Consider the following 20,928-nt stretch of genomic DNA (forward strand, 5'->3'; position numbering starts at 1 on the left):
ATGGACTACAGTCCGGTTAACGATGTGGGCGACAGTAGCGGACTGTGGTCCGGTTGACAAGGGGAGCGCGTGGACCTCGAACTGATGCGGACGCCGCCGCCCAAGGAGCGGGCGGACGCGGCCCGCAACCGGGCGAAGGTGCTGGAGGCCGCGGCCGGGCTCTTCGCCGAGCACGGCGTCGAGTCGGTCTCGATGGACGCGGTGGCCGCCCGCGCGGGCGTGGGCAAGGGGACCCTGTTCCGCCGCTTCGGCGACAAGGCGGGCCTGGCCGTGGCGCTGCTGGACGAGCGCGAACGCGAGTTGCAGGACGCGATCCTGTCCGGCCCGCCCCCGCTCGGACCGGGCGAGAACGCCGATCCGGCGGATCGTCTGCGCGCCTTCGCCGAGGCGTATCTCGACTACGCGCTCGCGCACCTGGCGCTCGTCCGGATGTCGGAGACCGCGTCCCCGGGCGCCCGGTACCGCATCGGCGCCTACCGCTTCTGGCACCGGCACGTCTGCCTGCTCCTGGGACCGGCGCGCGATCCCGAGGCCCTGGCGCACGCGCTGCTCGCACCCCTGGGTGCCGAGCACCTCACGGCGATGGTCGAGGAACTCGGCCCGGAGCGGACCCGCGCGGGCGTGCGGGCTATCGTCGAATCATTGATTGACGCCCGGATTCGTCCCTGGGTTGACCCGGCCGTCCACCCCCGGCCATGACCGGCGGCACACCTCCCACCGCCGATAAACAGAACCGTTCACACAATCTGGGAGGTAAACGGGTGAAGAGGATTCTTGCCACGGGCACGGCCGCGGTCGCGGCGCTCGGGCTCATGGCGGCGCCCGCCGAGGCCGCCTCGGCGGTGCAGATCTACCGCGTCTACTTCGACTCCCCCGGCAGGGACACCGGGTCGAACACCAGCCTCAACGGCGAGTGGGTGCAGCTGCGCAACACCGGCCGCACGGCCCGCCAGCTCAGGGGCTACCGGCTGCGCGACAGGACGGGCTACACCTACGTCTTCGGGAGCTACGTCCTGCGCGGCAAGGCCACGGTGAAGGTCCGCACCGGGAAGGGCCGCAACACCACGGCCAACCGCTACTGGAACCGCCGCTGGTACGTCTGGAACAACACCGGCGACACCGCCTACCTCCAGTACCCGAACAAGCGCAACGCCGACATCTGCTCGTGGACCGCCAAGGGCGACTGGAAGTACTGCTGATCGCCGCCCGGGCCCGGACGCGGGAATCCGGGCCCGGGCTCACGACAACGTGAGGCGATTTCGCAATTTCGTTCATCGAGAGTTCATTCCTTCCCGCCAACCTTTCACGCCGCGCTCGCGTCTCATTTCGGGGAAATCCAAAGAAAACGGGGGAAGGCGTGGAGGGTCCGGCCGGGCGTGAACTGCGCACGCTCCTCCGGTCCTATGCCGCGGAAACCCGGCTGATCGTCGCGTTCGTCTGCGGCGTCCTGGCACTTTCCGGGGGCACTTCGCAGAACATCGCCATCACGGCGGGCATCATCGCCGTGTGCTTCGTGTGGAGCGGCGTCTACTTCTTCGAGGCGTCCGAAGAGCGCGAGACCGGACGGGTCGGCGCGGATCTGCTGGTGATCTGCGGTGTCTGCCTGTTACAGGGCTGGCTGGTCCCGCCCGATCTCCAGAACGCCGGAACCGGCTGGGTGCGCACTCTCGCGTCCGTCACGATCGTCACCTACCAGTGGCACACGCGCCCGAGCGTCGGCGCCTGGAGCACGCTGGCGATCGTCACGTCGTACACCATCGGGCTGGACGTCTCCGGCGCGACGACCATCGAGGCGTTCTGGCCCCGGGTGCCGTGGATGCTGGTCGAGGCCCTGCTGTCTCGGATGCTGTTCGTGTGCATCACACGCGGTGGCCGGCGCGCCGACATGGCGATCGCCGACTCCGAGCGGCACGAGCGCGAGCGGGTGCTCGCCGCGGCGCGGCGCGCCGACGAGCGCGACTACCTGGCCGACCTGCACGACACGGCGGCGGCCACGCTGCTGATGGTGGGCACGGGCGCCGCCGGGAGCCGGGCGCCCTGGCTGGCGCGGCAGGCCCACCGCGACCTCGACGTGCTCAGCGGGCAGGCGGGCGTCACCGCCGGGGACGCCGACCTCCGCGAGATGCTGGGCGTGCTGGCCAGGCGCGGGCCGCTGACCGTGTCCCTGTGGGCCGAGGGGGCGTTGCGGATCCCGTCGGCGCCCGCGCTGGCGATCTGCCGCAGCGTCCAGGAGGCCCTGGTCAACGTCGCGCGGCACGCCGGGGTGGACTCGGCCGCGATCCTCGCCCGGAGCCACGGCGATGCCGTCTCGGTCGAGGTCGTCGACCGGGGCCGGGGCTTCGACCCGGACGCCCTGGGCCCGCAGCGGCGCGGGGTGGCACGCTCCATCGTCGAGCGGATGGCGCGGACGGGCGGACGGGCGACGGTGACCTCCCAGCGCGGCCAGGGCACCCGCGTCCGGGTGGAGTGGTCGCCGGGCGCCCGCCGCGAGCACGGGGCCCGGTCCAGCGGGCTGACGGCGTTCAACCTGCTGCGCGCCCTGCGCATCGCGATGCTGCTGGTGACGATGACGACCCTGCTGGCCTGGGGCCCGCTGATGCACCGCGGCGACACCGGGCTCTACCGGTCGCCCGGCCTCCAGATCGTCCTGTACTCGGTCGTCGCGGCGGTGACGGCGCTGAGCGGGATCTGGGTGCTGCGCGGGCGTCCGCTGCGGGGCTGGCGATGGCCGCTCCTCGCGGTCGTGTTCGCGGCCACCGCCCTGGGCACCGCCGACGTCCGGCCCGAACACCTCGGGTCGTCGGCGCACTGGGAGTTCGGCCAGGCGACCTGGTTCGGGGTGCTGGTCCTGATGGAACTGCGCCTGGGCCTGGTCGTCGCCGTCCTGGTGGCCGACTTCGCCTGGTCGCTGGGCGTCCTGGCGGTGGCGGGACAGGCCGGGGCCGCCTCGATCGGGCTGCTGGTGAACGCCGGCGTCATCATGTGGGCGTGCCAGCTCGCCTTCGTCACCTCCGCCCGGGCGCTGCGGCGGCTGGCCGACGTGGCGGCGGAGAACTCCGCCCTCGACGAGCGCGCGCGGACCGAGACCGCGGTGGCCGAGCAGCTCCACCACGACCGGCAGGCTCGGTACGCCGAGCTGGCCAGAACCGCCGTCCCGCTGCTGCGCTCCCTGGCCTCGGGCCTGTTCGACCCGGCGGACCCGAAGGTCCGGCGGGCCTGCATGCTGGAAGCGGCCCGCATGCGCCGCCTCCTCGCCGAGAATGAGGACGTGCCCGACCCTCTCCTGCACGAGCTGGGGGCGTGCGTCGACCTGGCCGCACGGCGCGGCGTCGACGTGACGTTCGTCCGGCGGGGCGGGCGGGCCCCGGTCGAGACGGTCGAGGTCCGCCGCGCCCTGGTCGAGCCCGTGATGACCGTCCTGGCCTCGGCCGTCGGCACGGCGCGGGTGACGCTGGTGGCGGGGAAGGCCGCGGTGACGGTCAGCGTGATCGCCGAGCTTCCGCCCGGCGAGCGCGCTCCCGAGCGGGCCGGGCACGAGGCGATCACGATCAGCACGACCATCGAGGGGCGGCGCACGTGGGTGGAGACATCGGTCCGGACACCGGCATGATCAGCGCGGTGATCATCGATGACCACCCCGCGATCGTCGCGGGGGTGCGCGGATGGTGCGCCGGGGCCGAGCCGCCGATCGAGGTGGTGGCGGCGGGCGCGAGCGTCGAGCACGCCTGGGACGGCGCGGGCAGGACGGCCGACGTGGTCGTCTTCGACCTCCAGCTCGACAGCTCCACCCCCGCCTACGGCGAACTCGGCCGGCTGGTCGACGACGGCCGCCAGGTCATCGTCTTCACCATGCGCGACGACCAGGAGGCCGCCCTGGCGTGCCTGGACATCGGCGCGTTCAGCTACCTCACCAAGGCCGAGAGCGAGGCGCACCTCATCAAGGCCATCAGGGCGGCCGCGGAGGACCGCCCCTACACTCCGCCCGCGCTCGCGGGGGCGATCAGCACCGACACCCGCTCGCACCGGCCGCGGCTGTCGCCACGCGAGATCAGCGTGCTGGTCAGCTGGTTCCAGAGCGAGTCCAAGGAGATGGTCGCCCGCAAGCTCCACCTGTCGACCCGGACCGTCAGCACCTACATCGACCGCGTGCGCATCAAGTACGCCAACGTCGGCCGTCCGGCCCCCACCAAGGCCGCCCTGGTGGCCCGGGCCGTCCAGGACGGGCTGGTCCGCCTCGACGACCTGTAAATGCGCACTTCGACCGCCCGCATGTAGGTCGAACGACCGTCACAGGTTCCTTTCAGCCCTTTCTAGGCTGGCGTTCAGGACGCCGCGATGATCAGTGCGAAATCGCGTCGTCACTAACTGTTCGAGCCTTCCCTCGGGGGAATCGGAAGGAGCGGCTCCGCCATGCGGCCGTCTTTGCAATTTCACACCTTGGGTGCCCTGGAAGTGAGCGTCGGAAACCAGCGGGTTCCCATTAGGTCCACCAAGCAGCGCATCGTCCTGTCGACCCTGTTGTTGAACGCCGAACGATTCGTCACCGTGGACGAGCTGATCGAGCGGCTGTGGGAAAAGCCGCCCAGCGACGCCAGGGGAACGGCACAGGTGCACCTCGGCCGGTTGCGCCGCACCCTGCTGGCCGCCCACCCCGCCCGGTCCCTGATCCGGACCGAGCCGCAGGGCTACGCGATCGAGATGGCCGGCGCCGACCTCGACCTGGCCCGCTTCGAGGACCTGGCCGGGGCCGCCAAGCGCGAGACCGAGCCCCGCCACGAGCTGGCGCTGCTCAGGGAGGCGCTGTCCCTGTGGCACGGGCGGCCGTTCAGCAACGTGCCCTCGGAGTTCATCCAGCGGCACGACGTCCCCCAGCTGGCCGAGCGGCGGCTCCAGCTGGCCGAGCGGCGCTTCGAGCTCGAACTGGAACTCACCGGCGCCCAGACGGTCATCGGGGAGCTGCGCGCGCTCGCCCATGCGGAGCCGTTCCGCGAACGCCTCTGGGCGCTGCTCATGACCGCGCTGTACCGGCAGGGACGCCAGCAGGAGGCGCTGGAGTGCTACCGCGTGTGCGCCGCCGTCCTCCGCGAGGAGATCGGGCTCGACCCCGGCGAGGAGCTGCGGAACCTGCACCAGGCGATCCTGGAGGGGGCGCCGCAGGCCCCCGCGCCGGCGGCCAGGACGCAGCCGGCGGCGCCGCGCGAGGCGCCGTGCCAGCTGCCGCCCGAGATCGGCGACTTCGTGGGGCGCGCGCGACTCCTGGAGCACATCACCGGGCATCTCGCGGCGGGGGCGTCGCCGTCCACGGTCCCGATCCTCGCGGTGGTGGGGACGCCGGGCGTCGGCAAGACGGCGCTGGCGGTCAAGGCGGCGCACCTGCTGCGCCCCGCCTTCCCCGACGGGCAGCTGTACGTCCAGCTGGGCGGGTCGGTGTCGCGGCCCCGCGATCCGCGCGACTCGCTTGGCGATCTGCTCAACGGGCTCGGCGAGCCCGGCCCCTACCCCGACGACCTGGAGGGCAGGGCGACGATGCTGCGCGAGCGGCTGGCCGACCGGCGCGTCCTGCTGGTCATCGACGACGTGGCCGACGTCGCCCAGGCCAGGGTCATGCTGCCGGGGACGCGCGGCTGCGGCGTCCTGCTCACCAGCCGCCAGCGCCTGGTCGGGCTGCCGGGCGTGGAGCGCGTCCGGCCGGGACCGCTGTCGCCGGGCGAGGCGCGCGAGTTCCTGGAGCGCCTGGTGGGCGCCGAGCGGGTCCGGCAGGAGCACGCGGTCGCCGACGAGATCGCCCGCATGTGCGGGCTGCTGCCGCTGGCCCTGCGGATCGTCGGGGTCCGGCTGGCGCTGCGGCCGTGGCAGACCCTGGCGCGGCTGGCGGTGCTGCTGCGCGACAAGGAGCGCCGGCTGGACGAGCTGGCCACCCAGGACCTCCAGATGCGCGCGGTGCTGGACGGCAGCTACGCCGCGCTCGACCCGGCGGCACGCCGCCTGCTGCACCGGCTCGGCACGCTGTGCGACGCCGAGTTCGTCGAGGGCACCGCGCTGGAGCTGGCCGGCGACCGGGGCGACGGCGCGCAGGCGCTCGACCGGCTCGTGGAGGCCAACCTGGTGGAGCCGCTCGGCTCCGGCCTGGCGGGCGAGCCGCGCTTCCGGCTGCCCGGTCTCGTGGCCATCCACGCGTCCCAGCGCCTGGAGCACGCCTGATCCCGGGCTCCCCTTGACCGCCGGAGCCTCACCGGCACCCCCGTTCCCGCAGGCCGCAACCGCTGTCGGCCAGGTGTCGGCGGGACGCCGGTGGGGCGCCGGTGAGGGGTCGGCGCCGCGTCGGCCGGGCTTCGGCGCGACTCCCTAGCGTCGTCGGCGCCGGAGATCCTCCGGCACGAGACGGCATCGGGAGAACGCTGTGAACCGTTCGACAATCCCTCTGGACGTCGCCATCGTGGCCGCGGACGACGTGGAGCCGAACCGCCGGCACGGGGGCGCCATCCGGGTGCTCCTGTCCCCGAGCTCGGTCACCACGACCGCGGGCTTCATGGCCCTGTTCGATCTGGAGCCCGGCGAACACGCCACCGAGCACTACCACCCCTACAGCGACGAGCACGTGGTCGTCACCGCGGGCGAGCTGGTGGTGGTGGTCAACGGCGTCGAGACCAAGCTCGGCCCGCGCGAGGCGGCGCTGATCCGGCGGGGCGCCCGGCACCGCTACGAGAACCGGGGGCAGGAGCGCGCGACGGCGGTGCTCTTCCTCGGTCCCCTCGCGCCGCGTCCCGACATGGGCCACGTGGAGACCGAGGACGTGGCGCACGCGGAGCTCGCTCCCCCCAGCGTCGGGGAGGCGCCGTGAACCGCCGCGTCGCGATCACCGGCATCGGGGTGATGGCGCCGGGCGCCCCGGGGACCAAGGGCTTCTGGGACACCATCACCGGCGGCAAGCCCACCTTCCGCACGATCTCCTCCTTCGACCCCGGCCGGTTCCGCTCGCGGGTCGTCGCCGAGGTCGACTTCGTCCCCGAGGAGCACGGGCTGACGCCGCGGGAGACGCGGCGCATGGACCGCGCCGCCCAGTTCGCCGTCGTCACCGCCCGGGAGGCCCTGGCCGCGTCCGGTCTGACCCGCGCGGACCTGGACCCGGCGCGCACCGGCGTGGTCGTGGGCAGCGCGGTGGGCTGCACCACCTCGCTGGAGCGCGAGTACAGCGTGGTCAGCGACAGCGGCGCCTTGCCGGTGGTGGACCCCGCCTACGCCTCGCCGCACCTGCCCGACTACCTGGTGCCCGCGTCGCTGGCCCGCGAGGTCGCCTGGGACGCCGGGGCGGAGGGCCCGGCCTGCGTGGTGTCGACCGGCTGCACGTCCGGGCTGGACGCCGTCGCGCACGGGGTCGAGGTCATCCGGGAGGGCGGCGCCGACCTCATGCTGGCGGGCGCCTCGGACGCCCCGATCTCGCCGATCACGGTGGCGTGCTTCGACGCCATCAAGGCCACCTCGCCCGACAACGACGACCCCGAGCACGCGTGCCGCCCGTTCGACGCCACCCGCGCGGGCTTCGTGCTCGGGGAGGGCGCCGCGATGCTGGTGCTGGAGGACCTGGAGGCCGCCCGTGCCCGGGGCGCGCACGTCCACGCCGAGATCCTCGGGTTCGCCTCGCGCTGCAACGCCCACCACATGACGGGGCTGCGCGCGGACGGCGCCGAGATGGCGGCCGCGATCGACGCGGCGCTGGCCGAGGCCCGCGTCCCGGCCGACGGGATCGACTACGTCAACGCGCACGGCTCGGGCACCAAGCAGAACGACCGGCACGAGACCGCCGCCGTCAAGCGGAGCCTCGGCGCCCACGCCTACCGGGTGCCGATGAGCTCGATCAAGTCGGTCGTGGGCCACTCGCTGGGCGCGATCGGCGCCATCGAGGTGGCGGCCAGCGCGCTGACCGTCGACCACGACCTGGTGCCGCCGACCGCGAACCTGCGCCACCCCGACCCGGAGTGCGACCTGGACTACGTGCCGCTGGTCGCGCGCGAGCGGCGGGTCGACACCGTCGTGTCGGTCGGCAGCGGCTTCGGCGGCTTCCAGAGCGCGATGGTGCTCGGGGCGCCCGGCAGGTGGTCGCGGTGACCGTGACGGCCCATGACGACCACGCGGTCATCACCGGGCTGGGCGTGGCCTCGCCCAGCGGCCTGGGCGCCGTCGACCACTGGGCGTCGACCCTGGCCGGACGCACCGCGATCGGGCCCATCACCCGGTTCGACGCGAGCGGATACCCCGTCCGGCTGGCCGGGGAGGTCCCGGGCTTCGTGCCCCGCGACCACCTGCCCGGACGGCTCCTGCCGCAGACCGACCACCTCACCCGGCTCGCGCTGGCGGCGGCGGACTGGGCGATCGCCGATTCGGCGCTCGCGCCCGCTCCCGAGGAGTCGCTGGGCTACGGCGTGGTCACGGCCAACTCGGCGGGCGGCTTCGCCTTCGGCGAGAACGAGCTGCGCAAGCTGTGGTCGACCGGGCCGCACAAGGTCAGCGCCTACCAGTCGTTCGCCTGGTTCTACGCCGTCAACACCGGCCAGATCTCCATCCGCAACGGGCTGCGCGGGCCGAGCGGCGTCCTGGTCAGCGGCGAGGCGGGCGGCCTGGACGCGATCGGCCAGGCGCGGCGGGTGCTGCGCAAGGGCGCGGCGGGCGTGCTGACCGGCGGGTTCGAGTCGGCGCTGAACTCCTGGGGCGTCACCGCGCAGCTCGCGGGGCCTCGGGTGTCGCGCGGCGGCGACCCGGAGACCGCCTACCGGCCGTTCGCGGCGGACGCGTCCGGCCATGTGATCGGCGAGGGCGGCGCCATCCTGGTGATGGAGCGCGAGAGCCGGGCGCGCGAGCGCGGCTCGGCGCCCCACTACGGGCGCGTCGCCGGGTACGCCGCGACGCTCGACCCCGCACCCGGGTCCGGACGCCCGCCCACGCTGCGGCGGGCCGCCGAGCTGGCCCTCGCCGACGCGGGCCTGGCGCCCGGCGACATCGACGTGGTGTTCGCCGACGCGGCGGGCTCGCCCGACCTGGACGCGGCCGAGGCCGCCGCGATCGCCGCGCTGTTCGGCCCGGGCGGCGTGCCGGTGACCGCGCCCAAGGCCATGACCGGACGGCTGTCGGCGGGCGGCGCCGCCGTGGACGTCGCCACCTGCCTGCTGGCGATGCGCGACGGCCTCATCCCGCCGACCGCCGACATCGGCCCCGACCCGCTGTACCAGCTCGACCTGGTGACCGGGCGGCCCCGTCCCGCCCGGCTGCGCAACGCGCTGATCCTCGCCCGCGGCGACGGGGGCTTCAACAGCGCGCTGGTGCTGGCCGGGCCGTGCCCGAACCCGACCGACCCCGAGGACGAGGAGACCCGAGCGTGAACACGACCGAGATCACCCTGACCGATCTGGTGGCGACCCTGCGCGAGTGCGCGGGCGAGGAGGAGAGCGTCGACCTCGACGGCGCCATCGACGACCGCACCTTCGCCGACCTCGGCTACGACTCCATCGCGCTGCTGGAGACGCACGCGCGGCTGGCCGACCGGCACGACCTCACGCTCGACGACTCCGAGCTCGCCGAGCTGCACACACCGGCCGAACTTCTCAGGTACCTCAACGGGGTCCTGGCCAAGGGAGCGTGACCATGACCGGGCACACCGACAACAAGATCCTCGTCAACGCGCCGATGTCGCTGGTGTGGGAGCACACCAACGACGTGGCGGGCTGGCCCGAGCTGTTCAGCGAGTACGCCGCCGCAGAGATCCTGGAGCGGGACGAGTCCTCGGTCACCTTCCGGCTGACCACGCACCCCGACGAGGACGGCAAGGTCTGGTCGTGGGTGTCGCGGCGCACGCCCGACCCCGAGACCCGCACAGTCGCGGCGCAGCGGGTCGAGACCGGCCCGTTCGCGTACATGAACATCCGCTGGGAGTACCACCAGGAGGCCTCCGGCGTGGTGATGCGCTGGATCCAGGACTTCGCGATGAAGCCCGAGTCCGGGATCGACGAGCGGGCCATGGTCGACCGGCTCAACCGGACGACGGCCGAGCAGATGGCCCACATCAAGAAGGTCCTGGAGAGCCGCGCCCGGGGCGGTGCCGACTACGGGCCCGGCGACCTGCACGCCCAGCGGCTGCTCTACCTGACCTGCGGGCCGCGCCTGGCGGCCGTCGTCACGACGCTGGCCGAGCTGGGCATCGTCGACCTGGTGGCCGAGGGGCCGCGCGAGGTCGCCGGCCTGGCCGAGGAGGCCGGGGCGAACGCGGACGCGCTCTACCGGCTGCTGCGCTGCGCGGCGTCGGTCGGCATCCTGACCGAGCTGCCCGACGGGCGGTTCGAGAGCACCCCGCTGGCCGACGGCATGCGGGCCGACCGGCCCTACAGCCTGCTCCCGCTGGTGCGCTACAGCGCGCAGACGTTCGTCACCCGTCCCTACGGCGCGCTGACCCACAGCGTCCGCACCGGGGAGCCCGCGACCACGCCCACGCTCGGCTCGGACCTGTGGCGGTACTTCGAGGAGGTCCCCGAGGACGGCGCCTTCTTCGACGCCACCATGACCGGCCTGGGCCGCTGGGAGACCGAACGCCATCTGGAGGTCGTCAGGCCCGAGCGCTTCGGCAGCATCGCCGACATCGGCGGCGGGCAGGGGCACTTCCTGGCCGAGGCGCTCAAGCGCGCGCCGGAGGCCACCGGCGTCCTGTTCGAGCGGCCCGACGCCCTGTCCGGCGCGGCCGTGGTGTTCGGTGAGCACGGCGTCGCCGAGCGGGTCACGCCGATCGGCGGTGACTTCCTGTCCGACCCGCTGCCCGAGGGCTGCGACGCCTACATCCTCAAGGCCGTCCTGCACAACTGGCCGGACGCCGCCTGCGAGCAGCTCCTGACCGCCGTCCGCAAGGCCATCGGGGACCGTCCGCAGGCCCGCCTGTTCGTGGTCGAACAGGTCGTCGCGGGCGGCAACGCCTGGGACCACGCCAAGTTCCTCGACCTGGACATGCTGGTGCTGTTCGGCGGCCGCGAGCGGCGGCTCGGCGAGTGGCGCGAGCTGTTCGCCTCCTGCGGGTTCGAGCTGGTCAACCGGCCGGGCGAGGGCCACTGGACGGTGCTGGAGTGCCGTCCGGCGGAGGGCTCGCTGTGACCGCCCAGGCCGTGGCGGCGCCCGAGTGGGTGCTGTGCCCGTCCTGCGCCCGGCCGCAGTACGGGCGCAGGCTGGCGCGCGAGCTGGCGGTCTGCCCCGGCTGCTCGGCCCATCTGCGGGTCGGCGCCGAGGAGCGGCTGCGGCAGCTCCTGGACCCGGGCAGCGTCGTCGGCCTGCCCGGGGTCCCGGACGCGCTGGACGACCCGCTGGAGTTCACCGACACCCTCCCCTACCCCGAGCGGCTGCGCCGGGCGCGCGCCTCCAGCGGGCTGGACGAGGCGGTCGTCTGCGCGGCGGGCGAGATCGCCGGGCTGCCCCTGGTCGTGGCCGTCATGGACTTCGCGTTCCTCGGCGGCAGCATGGGCATGGCCGCCGGGCAGCGGCTGTGCGACGCCGCGCGCGAGGCGCTGGAGCGGCGGGTGCCGCTGCTGACCGTGACCGCGTCCGGCGGCGCCCGGATGCAGGAGGGCATCTTCTCGCTGCGGCAGATGGCGCGGGTCTCGGCGGCGTTCGCCCGGCTCGACGACGCCGGACTGCTCACCGTGACGCTGGTGACCGACCCGACCTACGGCGGGGTCGCGGCCTCGGTGGCGACGCTGGCCGACGTCATCGTGGCCGAGCCCCGGGCGCGGATGGGGTTCGCCGGGCCGAGGGTCGTCCGGCAGACGACGCGGGCGCCGCTGCCCGAGGGATTCCAGTCGGCCGAGTGGCTGGCCGAGCGCGGTCTGATCGACCGTGTCGTCCCGCGCGGGTCGCTGCGCCCGACGCTGGCGGCGCTGCTGCGGTCCGCGCACGCCGAGGGCGGCGGCGGGCCCGTCCCGGACGACCCGGTGGTGCGCGACCCGGACGCGCTCGGCCAGGCCGACGCGTGGGACCGGGTGCGGCGCGCCCGCGAGCTCGGCCGCACCACCACGCTCGACCACATCGCGCTGCTGTTCTCCGACTTCCAGGAGCTGCGCGGCGACCGGACCGGGTCCGACTGCCCCGCGCTGGTCGGGGGCCTGGCCCGTTTCCGGGGCCGCCGCGTGGTGGTCATGGGCCACCAGAAGGGCCGGACGGCGCGCGAGCTGTCCCAGCGCAACTTCGGGATGGCCTCGCCGTCGGGCTACCGCAAGGCCGCCCGGCTGGCCCGGCTCGCCGCCAAGCTGCGCTGCCCGGTGATCACCCTGGTCGACACGCCCGGCGCCGACCCCGGCGCCGAGGCCGAGAACGGCGGGCAGTCCGGGGCGATCGCCGACAACCTGCGGCTGATGGCCCGGCTGCCCGCGCCGATCGTCTCGGTCATCACCGGCGAGGGCGGCAGCGGCGGCGCGCTGGCGCTGACGGTCTCCGACCGGCTGCTGATGCTGGAGAACGCCGTGTACTCGGTGATCAGCCGCGAGGGCTGCGCCGCGATCCTGTGGCGGAGCGAGTCGGCCGCGCCGACCGCCGCCGCGGCGCTGCGGATGGACGCGGCCTCGCTGCTGCGCGCCGGGGTCGTCCACGGCGTGATCCCCGAATCGGACGACCGCGCGGCCACGGCCCGGGCGGTGGGCGACGCCATCGCCGCCGAGCTGGCCGGTCTCGACGGCCTCCCGGTGGACGAGCTGGTCGCCGCCCGGCAGTCGGCGCTGCTCGACGAGAAGGGGGTCCTGGCATGCCGGTGACCGCCAACGGGCGCCCCGAGGCTCCCGCGGTGCCGCTGGACGGCGCCCTGGAGAGCGTCCGGACGGCCCTGCTCGACCTGCTCGCGACGGCGCCGGGGCCCGTGCCCAAACGAGTCGCGCTCGAGGCGGGCGGGGTGCGGCTGGAGGTCGAATGGCCCGAGTCCCCGGTCGCGGCGGCTCCCGCCGCGACCGTCCCCGAACCGGAACCGGCCGAGCCCGTGGCGCGGGACGAGGGCCACCAGGTCCGCGCCGCGACCGTGGGCACCTTCTACCGGCGCCCGGACCCGTCCGCCCCTCCGTTCGTGGAGGTCGGCGACCGGGTCGAGGCCGGACAGCAGGTGGCGATCGTCGAGGCGATGAAGCTGATGATCCCGGTCGAGGCCCCGGTCGCCGGGACCGTCACGGCGATCCACCTCGACGACGGCGCTGGCGTGGAGTTCGACCAGCCGCTGCTGGCGATCCGGACCGAGGACTCCGCATGAGGGCGGCGATCGCATGGTGACCCGGGTGCTGGTCGCCAACCGAGGCGAGATCGCGCTGCGGGTCATCCGCGCGTGCCGGGAGCTGGGCCTGTCGCCGGTGGCGGTCCACTCCTCCGCCGACGACGGCTCGCCGCACGTGGCCGCCGCCGACGCGGCGGTGCGGATCGGGCCCGCCCCCGCCGCGCTGAGCTACCTCAGCGTCCCGGCGGTGCTGGAGGCCGCGCGGATCACCGGCGCGGACACGGTGCACCCCGGCTACGGCCTGCTGTCGGAGGACGCGGACTTCGCCGAGGCGTGCCGCGCCGAGGGCCTGACGTTCGTGGGCCCCGACACCGAGGCCCTACGGCTGCTGGGCGACAAGATCAGCGCCCGGCGGTTCGCCGCCTCGGCCGGGCTCCCGGTGGCGCCGGGGTCGGAGGAGCCGGTGTCCTCGGCCGAGGACGCCCGCGCGCAGGCCGGCCTCATCGGCTACCCGCTGATCCTCAAGGCGGCGGCCGGAGGCGGCGGACGCGGCATGGAGGTCGTCCGCTCCCCCGACGATCTGGAGGAGGTCTTCACCCGGGTGCGCGCGGCCGCCGCGGCGCTGTTCAACGACGAGCGCGTGTTCGTCGAGCGGTTCATCGGCGGGGCGCGGCATGTCGAGATCCAGATCATGGGCGACCTGCACGGGACCGTCGTCCATCTGGGCAGCCGCGACTGCTCGCTCCAGCGCCGCAACCAGAAGATCGTCGAGGAGGCCCCCGCGCCGGGCCTGCCCGGCGATCTGCTCGACCGCATGGCCGAGGACGCGGTGCGGTGCGCGCGGCGCCTGGGCTACCACGGCGCCGGGACGTTCGAGTTCCTGGTCGAGCCCGACGGCCGCTACTGGTTCATCGAGGCCAACTGCCGCATCCAGGTCGAGCATCCCGTCACCGAGATGGTCACCGGGGTCGACCTCGTCCAGGAGCAGCTTCGGGTGGCCTCCGGCCTTCCCGTGGGGCCCGTCCCCTCGGATCCGTCCACCCGCGGCTGCTCGATCGAGTGCCGGATCAACGCCGAGGACCCCGACCGGGACTTCCGTCCGTCGCCCGGACGGCTGACGGAGGTCGTGCTGCCGTCGGGGCCGTTCGTCCGCGTCGACGGCCACATCGCCCCGGGCTCGGTCGTCCCGGCCGAGTACGACCCGCTGCTGGCCAAGGTCGTGGTCTGGGCGCCCGACCGGCCCGGCGCCATCGCCCGCATGGAGCGGGCGCTGGCCGAGTGCCGGATCGAGGGACCGGGCGTGCGCACCAACCTGGCGTTCCTGCGCGACCTGCTCCGCCACCCCCGTTTCGTGGCGGCCACCCACGACACGGCCCTGCTGTCCGAGCTCATCCCCGGAGGACGACCATGACCGAGATCGACCGTTGCCCCGTGTTCCCGTTCGGGAAGCGCGACGGTGTGGACCCGGCGCCCGAGTACGCCGAGCTGCGCGAGGAACGCCCGATCACCCGGGTCCGGCTGCCGAGCGGCCACCAGGCCTGGCTGGTCACCCGGCACGAGGACGCCCGCCGGGTGTTCACCGACCAGCGGCTCAGCCGGGCCGCGTCCATCGACGACCCCGGCGGCGACTTCGCGGGCATCAACCCGCCCGCGGGTTCCCTGTTCGCGCTTGACCCGCCCGAGCACACCCAGGTGCGCGCGCTGGTGAACAAGGCGTTCACGGCGCGGCGCGTGGAGAACCTCAAGCCGGAGATCGACGCGGTCGCCCGGGGCCTGCTCGCCGATCTGGTCGAGCGGGGCTCGCCCGCCGACCTGGTGACGGGCTTCGCGCAGCCCCTGTCGATGACCGTGCTGTGCCGGCTGCTGGGCGTCCCCGAGGCCGACACCGGCCAGTTCATCGCGTGGTCGCACGCGCTGCTGTCGACGGCGGGCGAAGGCCGGGAGGTCGGCGAGATCCGCGGGCGGCTGGCCGGGTACGTGGCCCGGTTCATCGAGACCCGCCGCCAGGACCCCGCCGACGACCTGGTCTCGGCCCTCATCGAGGCCGTGGACGCCGAGGCGGCGGCGCCGCACCAGGCGATCCTGCTGGTGATGGCGGTCCTGGTCGCCGGGCACGACTCGATGGCCAACCAGCTGGCGGCCACCGCCTACCTGCTGCTGACCCACCCCGAGATCATCGAGCGGCTGCGCGCCGAGCCCGCGATGATCCCCGAGACGGTGGAGGAGTTCCTGCGCTACACCTCGCTGATCGCGGTGGGCGGCTTCCCGCGCGTGGCGCTGGAGGACGTCAAGATCGGCGACGTCCTCATCGAGGCCGGTGACACCGTGATCGCGGCGATCGACTCGGCCAACCGCGACGCTTCGGTGTTCGCCGACCCCGACACCCTCGACATCGACCGGCGGCCGCGCGGCCATCTGGCCTTCGGGCACGGAACCCACCGCTGCCTGGGCGCGCAGCTGGCCAGGGCCGAGCTGGCGATCGCGATCACGGCGCTGCTCGAGGCGGTGCCCGGCATGCGGCTGGCGCGCCCGGCGCCGGAGCTGGAATGGGAGCAGGAATCCCTCGGCAAGGGACTGCGCTCGCTCCCGATCACCTGGTGACACCGACTTCCCCAAGGAGAGACCCCATGTCCGCACGACTCACGCACCGGGCGCTCATGGTCCGCCGCATCGACGCGGCCGACCGCGCCGCGGTCGCCCGGATCTTCCGCGAACACGACCGCACCCCCCTGCCCGGACGCCTCGGCGTCGGCCGCCGCTCGCTGCTGCACTACAACGGCCTCTACTTCCACCTCGTCGAGGGCAACCGCTACTTCCAGGACAACCTCTACGCCGCGCGCGAAGACCCCCTCTTCCGCGAGATCGACCAGAAGCTGGCCAAGCTGCTCACGCCGTTCGACGCCGAGCGTCCCAGCATGCGCGAGGCCCAGGCCGAGGAGTTCTACTCCTGGTCGGACCCGGCACCGTCCGCGGCCTACCGCGTGCTGCTGGAGATCGACGTGCACGAGGGCCGCGCGGAGGAGTTCGAGCGGGTCTGGGAGGCGATGGCCGGCGCGGCGGCCGAGGACCCGGCCAACCTCGCCCAGTCGCTGTGCCGCGACGCCGCCAAGCCGGACACCTACCACATCGTGAGCGACTGGGACGCCGAGGAGTCCTTCACCCGCTTCGCCGACTCCGCCCCGCACAAGGAGCTGGCCGACCGGCTCCGGCCCCTCGGCACCACCGTCCGCATGACCGGCATGCACGTCCGCAAGGAGCACACCCCATGAGCGCTCTGACCAGCCTGGGCGACGTCAACTACCTGGCCGTGGGCGCCGCGGCCGTCGTCCGCCTGCCCCTGGCCGGGTTCTGGCACTCGCCGATCGCGTTCGGCAAGCCGTGGTCGAAGGACGTCGGCCTCACCGCCGAGCAGATGCGGCGCCGTCCGCTGCCCGCCCTGTTCGTCCTGGCCTTCGCGACCTCGCTGGCGGGCGCCTTCGTGCTGGCGCTGCTGCTCGGGCGGGACGCCGGGCTGGCCACCGGGGCCCTGGCCGGGATGCTGGCCGGGCTGGCGGTGGCGGGCGGGGCGCTGCTCAGCTCGATGGCCTTCGAGGGACGCCCGCCCCGGCTGATCGCCATCGACACCGCGTTCCACACGGTGGTGTTCACGATCGCCGGGGCCATCCTCGGCGCCTGGTGACCCTCCGTCTACTCGGGGTCGGTGAAGGAGCCGTGCCGTCCGGCGCCCGCGGCGAACCTGCGGGCGCCGGCGAGGGTGTCGGCGGCCAGGGAGCGGGCGCCGTGGCGCAGCTCGTTCAGCATGGCCTGGTCCTCGGTGAGGCCCTCCTGGTCCAGGACCGAGAGGCGGTCGCGGCGCAGGCACTCCTGCGGGAAGCCGGCGATCTCCAGGGCCAGCGCCCGCGCGTGCTCCAGGGCGGTCCCCGTGGGGACCCTGCGGTTGACCAGGCCGATACGCAGGGCCTCCTCGGCCCCGACGGGGCGTCCGGTGAGGATCAGGTCCATCGCGGCGCTCGTGCCGATCAGGCGCGGCAGCCGGACGGTGCCCCCGTCGATCAGCGGGACGCCCCAGCGGCGGCAGAAGACGCCGAGGACGGCGTCGTCCTCGGCCACGCGCAGGTCGGCCCAGAGCGCGAGTTCGAGGCCGCCCGCGACGGCGTGCCCGCTGATGGCGGCGATGACGGGCTTGCCGAGCCGCATGCGGGTGGGGCCCATCGGGCCGTCGCCGTCGATGGCCACCCGGTTCGCGCCGCCCGTGGCGATGGCCTTGAGGTCGGCGCCCGCGCAGAACGTCCCGCCCTCGCCGTGCAGGACGGCGACCGAGGCTTCGGGGTCGGCGTCGAACGCGCGGAAGGCGTCCGCGAGGCGCTCGGCGGTGGCCCCGTCCACCGCGTTGCGGACCTCGGGGCGGTTCAGCGAGATGGTCGTGACCGGGCCCTGTCTGGTGACCCGGACGGTGTCAGCGGGCAACGCCGCCTCCCTTCCTCTTGTGGTCGCCGAAGGGCTCGTCGCGCTCGCGGACGGCCTCGCGGAAACCGGCCTCGGCCGCGCGGCTCTGGAACGCGTAGCCCTCGCGGGTGTGGCGCGAGACGCCGTCGAACACAGTGCCGATCATGCCGGAGTTGGCCACGCCCTGGGCGAGCAGCGCGCTGTTGAGCGCGAGCTTGGTCATGACGAGCTGGTTGATCGGGACGCGGGCGATGCGTTCCAGCAGGTCCTCGGTGCGCTCGTCGAGCCGGTCGGGCGGCGGGGCCTCCACCGCCAGGCCCCATTCGGCGGCCTGGGCTCCGGTCAGGCAGTCGCCGGTGAACAGCAGCCGCTTGGCCCGCTGGTCGCCGAGCCGGTGCGCCCACATCCCGGCGGCCGGGACGCCCCAGACCCGGGTGGGCGGGTAGCCGATCTTGGTGTCGTCGGCGCAGATTATCTGGTCGGCGAACAGCGCGATGTCCGAGCCGCCCGCGACCGCGAACCCGTGCAGCTTGGCCACCGTCGGCTTGTTCGCGTGCAGGAGGCTGGAGAACCCCCGGTTGAAGCGGCTCATCATCGCGTAGTCGACCATCGGGTCCCACTGGCCGGACGGGTCGTGGTTGCGGGCCTGCGCGACCGGGTCGAGCACGGTGCCCTCGGCACCGTCCGGGCCGTCGGCGGTACCGCTCTCGGCGAAGATCGACAGGTCGTAGCCGCCACAGAAGCCCTTGCCCCGTCCCGCGACCACGATCACGTGCACGCGCGGGTCGAGGTCGGCCCGCTCGACCGCGTGCGCCAGGTCGAGCGGGGTGTCGGCGGTGATGGCGTTCCCGCGTTCGGGGCGGTCGAAGGTGATGCGCGCGATCCGCCCGGTGACCTCGTAGGTCAGCGTCGGGTAGGCGGCCTGGTCGGCGGGCCGGGGACGCCCCGCGAACAGGGGGCCGTCGGCCAGGTCGTCCCGCCAGGCGGCGGGACGCGTTCCGGGGTGTTCCGTCATTGAAGAAGTGAATCCCGATTCTCTTCTTCCGTCAAGCGCGCGCCCCGGCTCAGGCGTCCTTGTGCAGGTCGCGGGCGCGGATCAGGAACAGGGCGGCCAGGACGGCGGCGAGCGCCGCGACGGCCGCCACCAGGCACGTCTGGGCGAGCGTCTCGGTGAAGGCCGTCCTGGCCAGGTCGCGGACCGGATCGGACGGCAGCGCGTCGAACCGCCCGGCCGTCACGGCGGTGCGCGCCCGGTCGGCCGCCGCGGCGTCCAGCCCGTGCGCGGCCAGCCGCGCGTCGGAGAGCTCGGCGCCGATCCGGCCGCTGAACAGGGCCCCGAAGCCCGCCACCCCGGCGGCCGTGCCGAGCGGGAAGAAGGTGTTGCTCAGCCCCGAGGCCATGCCCGCGCGCTCGGGCGGGACCACGCCCACCGCCAGGCCCATCAGCGGCGGGAAGCACAGCGCGCCGCCGATGCCCAGCAGCAGCAGGCCGGGCAGGGCGACCGTCCACGAACTGCCGGGCCCGACCCGCGCCATCAGCAGGAACGCCACCGCGATGAGCGCGAAGCCCGACGCCATGATCCCCGAGACGGGGAACCGGCGCTGGAGCGGCGCGGTCAGCGGCGCGACCACCAGGATCGGCAGCGTCATCGCCAGCAGCCGCACGCCGGTCTCCCACGCCGAGAACCCGAGCATGCCCTGGAGCCAGAGGATCAGGAACGGCAGGAACCCGAAGCTGGTGACGCGGGCGGCGAAGGTCAGCAGGATCGCGCCGCTGAACGTCCGGACGCGGAACAGGGCGAGGTCGAGCATGGCGTCGCGGCGGCCGTGCTCCACCCACAGGAACGCCCCGAGCAGCACCACGCCCGCGACCAGCGTGGTCACGACGAGCGGTGACGTCCAGCCGTCCGCCGGGCCGGTCAGCAGGCCGTAGTTGAGGCTGAACAGCATCGCCACGGCGAGCGCGACGCCCGCGAGGTCGAGGCCGCCGCCGAGCCGCTCGCGGCCCTCGGGCTCGCGCAGCCGCAGCGCCCCGGCGAGCACCAGCGCGCCGACGGGCAGGTTGATCCAGAAGATCCAGCGCCAGCCCAGCAGGTCGACGGCGGCCCCGCCGACCAGCGGGCCCAGTCCGGCGGCGGCGCCGCCCAGCGCGGAGAAGATCCCGATGGCCTTCTGCCGCGCCGCGCCGGCCGGGTAGGCGCCCGCGATGAGCGCCAGCGCGGTGGCCATGATCAGCGCTCCCCCGGCCCCTTGGACGAGCCTGAACACCGTCAGCGAGGCCGGGTTCCAGGCCAGACCGCAGGCCGCCGAGGCGAGGGTGAACACGACCGTGCCCACGGCGAAGATGGTGCGCCGCCCGATCCGGTCGGAGATCGATCCGGCGGTGAGCAGGAGCGCGGCGAAGGCCAGCGGATAGCCGTTGACAACCCATTGCAGCCCGTCGAGCCGGGCGGAGAACTCCCCGGCGATCTCGGGGAGCGCCACGTTGACGATCGTCATGTCCAGCGTGAGCAGGACGGCGGCGAGGCTGACGGTCAGGAGGGTGTGCCCGGCGGAGGAGGCGGGCGCCCGGACGGAGGAGGCGAGCATGTGTACAAAGTACACAGAAGTTAGGCAAACCTAAAGACATTGATCGTCGAAAGTGGGATCAGCGCGCGGTGAGCGCGTCCACCAGCGCGCGCAGCCCGGCCTCGAAGGCCCGCCGATGGTCGAAGCCGTGCATCAGCCGCAGCAGGCGGGCCGGGTCGGTGCCCGTCCGCTCGGCGGTGATCACCATCAGGTCCGCCTGGCTCGCGCGCCGCTCGGGCTCCAGCGACGGAAGGTAGGACAGGTGCCCGAGCACGAACCACCACATGCTCCGGTAGGCCTCGGCGCCCGCCGCGTCGTCGAGCCCCAGCTCGGCGAACCGGTCCAGGGCCCAGACGAACAGCGCCCCCGCCCTCGGCGCGAAGTACTCGCCCTGCCGCAGGATGTCCACGACCCACAGGTGGTCGGCGAGGTAGGCGTCGACCGAGGCGAACATGGCCACGATCCGCTCCGCGGGCTCGCCGTCCTCCGGCGGTGCGGGCAGCCCCTCGGCGACGTCGTCCAGCAACGCCAGCACCAGCTCGCGCTTGTCCTTGACGTGCCGGTACAGCGCCATCGGCGTCGACCCCAGCTCGGTGGCCACCCGCCGGATCGTCAGCCCGTCGATGCCCTCGGCCTCGGCCACGCGCCGCGCCGCCGCCACCACCGTCTGGCGCGTCAAGAACTGCTTTCGCCCCCGCG

Annotated in this window: 20 protein-coding genes; 16 read left to right on the forward strand and 4 right to left on the reverse strand. The window is 74.0% G+C overall.

The features are described 5' to 3' along the window. Positions 1-69 precede the first annotated feature (69 nt). From ACQPY4_RS24935 to ACQPY4_RS25010, 16 genes are all read left to right on the forward strand, one after another. Entirely contained in the window at positions 70-699 is a 630-nt protein-coding gene (locus tag ACQPY4_RS24935; protein ID WP_433324573.1) for a TetR/AcrR family transcriptional regulator, read from the forward strand. Between the two features lie 62 nt (positions 700-761). After that, on the forward strand, positions 762-1,199 hold the full coding sequence (locus ACQPY4_RS24940; protein WP_433324575.1) for a lamin tail domain-containing protein: 438 nt from the start codon (positions 762-764) through the stop codon (positions 1,197-1,199). Between the two features lie 158 nt (positions 1,200-1,357). Then, entirely contained in the window at positions 1,358-3,610 is a 2,253-nt protein-coding gene (locus tag ACQPY4_RS24945; RefSeq protein WP_433324577.1) for a sensor histidine kinase, read from the forward strand. An 8-nt stretch (positions 3,611-3,618) separates the two neighbouring features. After that, positions 3,619-4,248 (forward strand): response regulator, encoded by a 630-nt coding sequence (locus tag ACQPY4_RS24950; RefSeq protein WP_433324579.1) that lies wholly within the window; start codon positions 3,619-3,621, stop codon positions 4,246-4,248. A gap of 204 nt (positions 4,249-4,452) precedes the next feature. Next, positions 4,453-6,201 (forward strand): BTAD domain-containing putative transcriptional regulator, encoded by a 1,749-nt coding sequence (locus ACQPY4_RS24955; protein ID WP_433324581.1) that lies wholly within the window; start codon positions 4,453-4,455, stop codon positions 6,199-6,201. A gap of 199 nt (positions 6,202-6,400) precedes the next feature. Continuing rightward, positions 6,401-6,841 (forward strand): cupin domain-containing protein, encoded by a 441-nt coding sequence (locus tag ACQPY4_RS24960; RefSeq protein WP_433324583.1) that lies wholly within the window; start codon positions 6,401-6,403, stop codon positions 6,839-6,841. Continuing rightward, positions 6,838-8,106: a beta-ketoacyl-[acyl-carrier-protein] synthase family protein gene (locus ACQPY4_RS24965; RefSeq protein WP_433324585.1), complete on the forward strand. Its 1,269-nt coding sequence runs from the start codon at positions 6,838-6,840 to the stop codon at positions 8,104-8,106. Before ACQPY4_RS24960 ends, ACQPY4_RS24965 begins: the two co-directional genes overlap by 4 nt. Continuing rightward, positions 8,103-9,374, forward strand: coding sequence for a ketosynthase chain-length factor (locus ACQPY4_RS24970; protein WP_433324587.1), 1,272 nt, complete (start codon positions 8,103-8,105; stop codon positions 9,372-9,374). The genes ACQPY4_RS24965 and ACQPY4_RS24970 overlap by 4 nt, the downstream gene beginning before the upstream one ends. Continuing rightward, the gene (locus ACQPY4_RS24975) at positions 9,371-9,634 is read left to right on the forward strand and encodes an acyl carrier protein (RefSeq protein WP_433324589.1); all 264 of its coding nucleotides are present in this window, start codon (positions 9,371-9,373) and stop codon (positions 9,632-9,634) included. The genes ACQPY4_RS24970 and ACQPY4_RS24975 overlap by 4 nt, the downstream gene beginning before the upstream one ends. A gap of 2 nt (positions 9,635-9,636) precedes the next feature. Further along, positions 9,637-11,127: a methyltransferase gene (locus ACQPY4_RS24980; protein ID WP_433324591.1), complete on the forward strand. Its 1,491-nt coding sequence runs from the start codon at positions 9,637-9,639 to the stop codon at positions 11,125-11,127. After that, positions 11,124-12,773, forward strand: coding sequence for a carboxyl transferase domain-containing protein (locus ACQPY4_RS24985; RefSeq protein WP_433324593.1), 1,650 nt, complete (start codon positions 11,124-11,126; stop codon positions 12,771-12,773). The genes ACQPY4_RS24980 and ACQPY4_RS24985 overlap by 4 nt, the downstream gene beginning before the upstream one ends. Beyond that, positions 12,764-13,255 (forward strand): acetyl-CoA carboxylase biotin carboxyl carrier protein, encoded by a 492-nt coding sequence (locus ACQPY4_RS24990; protein ID WP_433324595.1) that lies wholly within the window; start codon positions 12,764-12,766, stop codon positions 13,253-13,255. Before ACQPY4_RS24985 ends, ACQPY4_RS24990 begins: the two co-directional genes overlap by 10 nt. Before the next feature lie 13 nt (positions 13,256-13,268). Next, on the forward strand, positions 13,269-14,627 hold the full coding sequence (locus ACQPY4_RS24995) for an acetyl-CoA carboxylase biotin carboxylase subunit (RefSeq protein WP_433324597.1): 1,359 nt from the start codon (positions 13,269-13,271) through the stop codon (positions 14,625-14,627). Beyond that, positions 14,624-15,817: a cytochrome P450 gene (locus ACQPY4_RS25000; protein ID WP_433324599.1), complete on the forward strand. Its 1,194-nt coding sequence runs from the start codon at positions 14,624-14,626 to the stop codon at positions 15,815-15,817. The genes ACQPY4_RS24995 and ACQPY4_RS25000 overlap by 4 nt, the downstream gene beginning before the upstream one ends. A 26-nt stretch (positions 15,818-15,843) precedes the next feature. Beyond that, complete coding sequence (locus ACQPY4_RS25005) at positions 15,844-16,485, forward strand: TcmI family type II polyketide cyclase (protein ID WP_433324601.1); 642 nt, start codon at positions 15,844-15,846, stop codon at positions 16,483-16,485. Further along, positions 16,482-16,895: a DUF1761 domain-containing protein gene (locus tag ACQPY4_RS25010; RefSeq protein ID WP_433324603.1), complete on the forward strand. Its 414-nt coding sequence runs from the start codon at positions 16,482-16,484 to the stop codon at positions 16,893-16,895. The genes ACQPY4_RS25005 and ACQPY4_RS25010 overlap by 4 nt, the downstream gene beginning before the upstream one ends. 8 nt (positions 16,896-16,903) lie before the next feature. Here ACQPY4_RS25010 and ACQPY4_RS25015 read toward each other — a convergent pair whose 3' ends face one another. Genes ACQPY4_RS25015 through ACQPY4_RS25030 form a run of 4 tightly spaced genes read right to left on the reverse strand, consistent with a single transcriptional unit; the run spans position 16,904 to position 20,908 of the window. After that, entirely contained in the window at positions 16,904-17,683 is a 780-nt protein-coding gene (locus ACQPY4_RS25015; RefSeq protein WP_433324605.1) for a crotonase/enoyl-CoA hydratase family protein, read from the reverse strand. Next, entirely contained in the window at positions 17,673-18,677 is a 1,005-nt protein-coding gene (locus ACQPY4_RS25020; RefSeq protein WP_433324607.1) for a crotonase/enoyl-CoA hydratase family protein, read from the reverse strand. The genes ACQPY4_RS25015 and ACQPY4_RS25020 overlap by 11 nt, the downstream gene beginning before the upstream one ends. A gap of 49 nt (positions 18,678-18,726) precedes the next feature. Next, the gene (locus ACQPY4_RS25025) at positions 18,727-20,250 is read right to left on the reverse strand and encodes an MFS transporter (protein WP_433324609.1); all 1,524 of its coding nucleotides are present in this window, start codon (positions 20,248-20,250) and stop codon (positions 18,727-18,729) included. 58 nt (positions 20,251-20,308) lie between these two features. Continuing rightward, a complete protein-coding gene (locus ACQPY4_RS25030; RefSeq protein ID WP_433324611.1) occupies positions 20,309-20,908 on the reverse strand; it encodes a TetR/AcrR family transcriptional regulator in 600 nt (199 codons plus the stop codon). Between the last annotated feature and the right edge of the window lie 20 nt (positions 20,909-20,928).

It is taken from the genome of Spirillospora sp. CA-294931 (genome assembly GCF_050946795.1).
Taxonomy (GTDB): Bacteria; Actinomycetota; Actinomycetes; order Streptosporangiales; family Streptosporangiaceae; genus Spirillospora.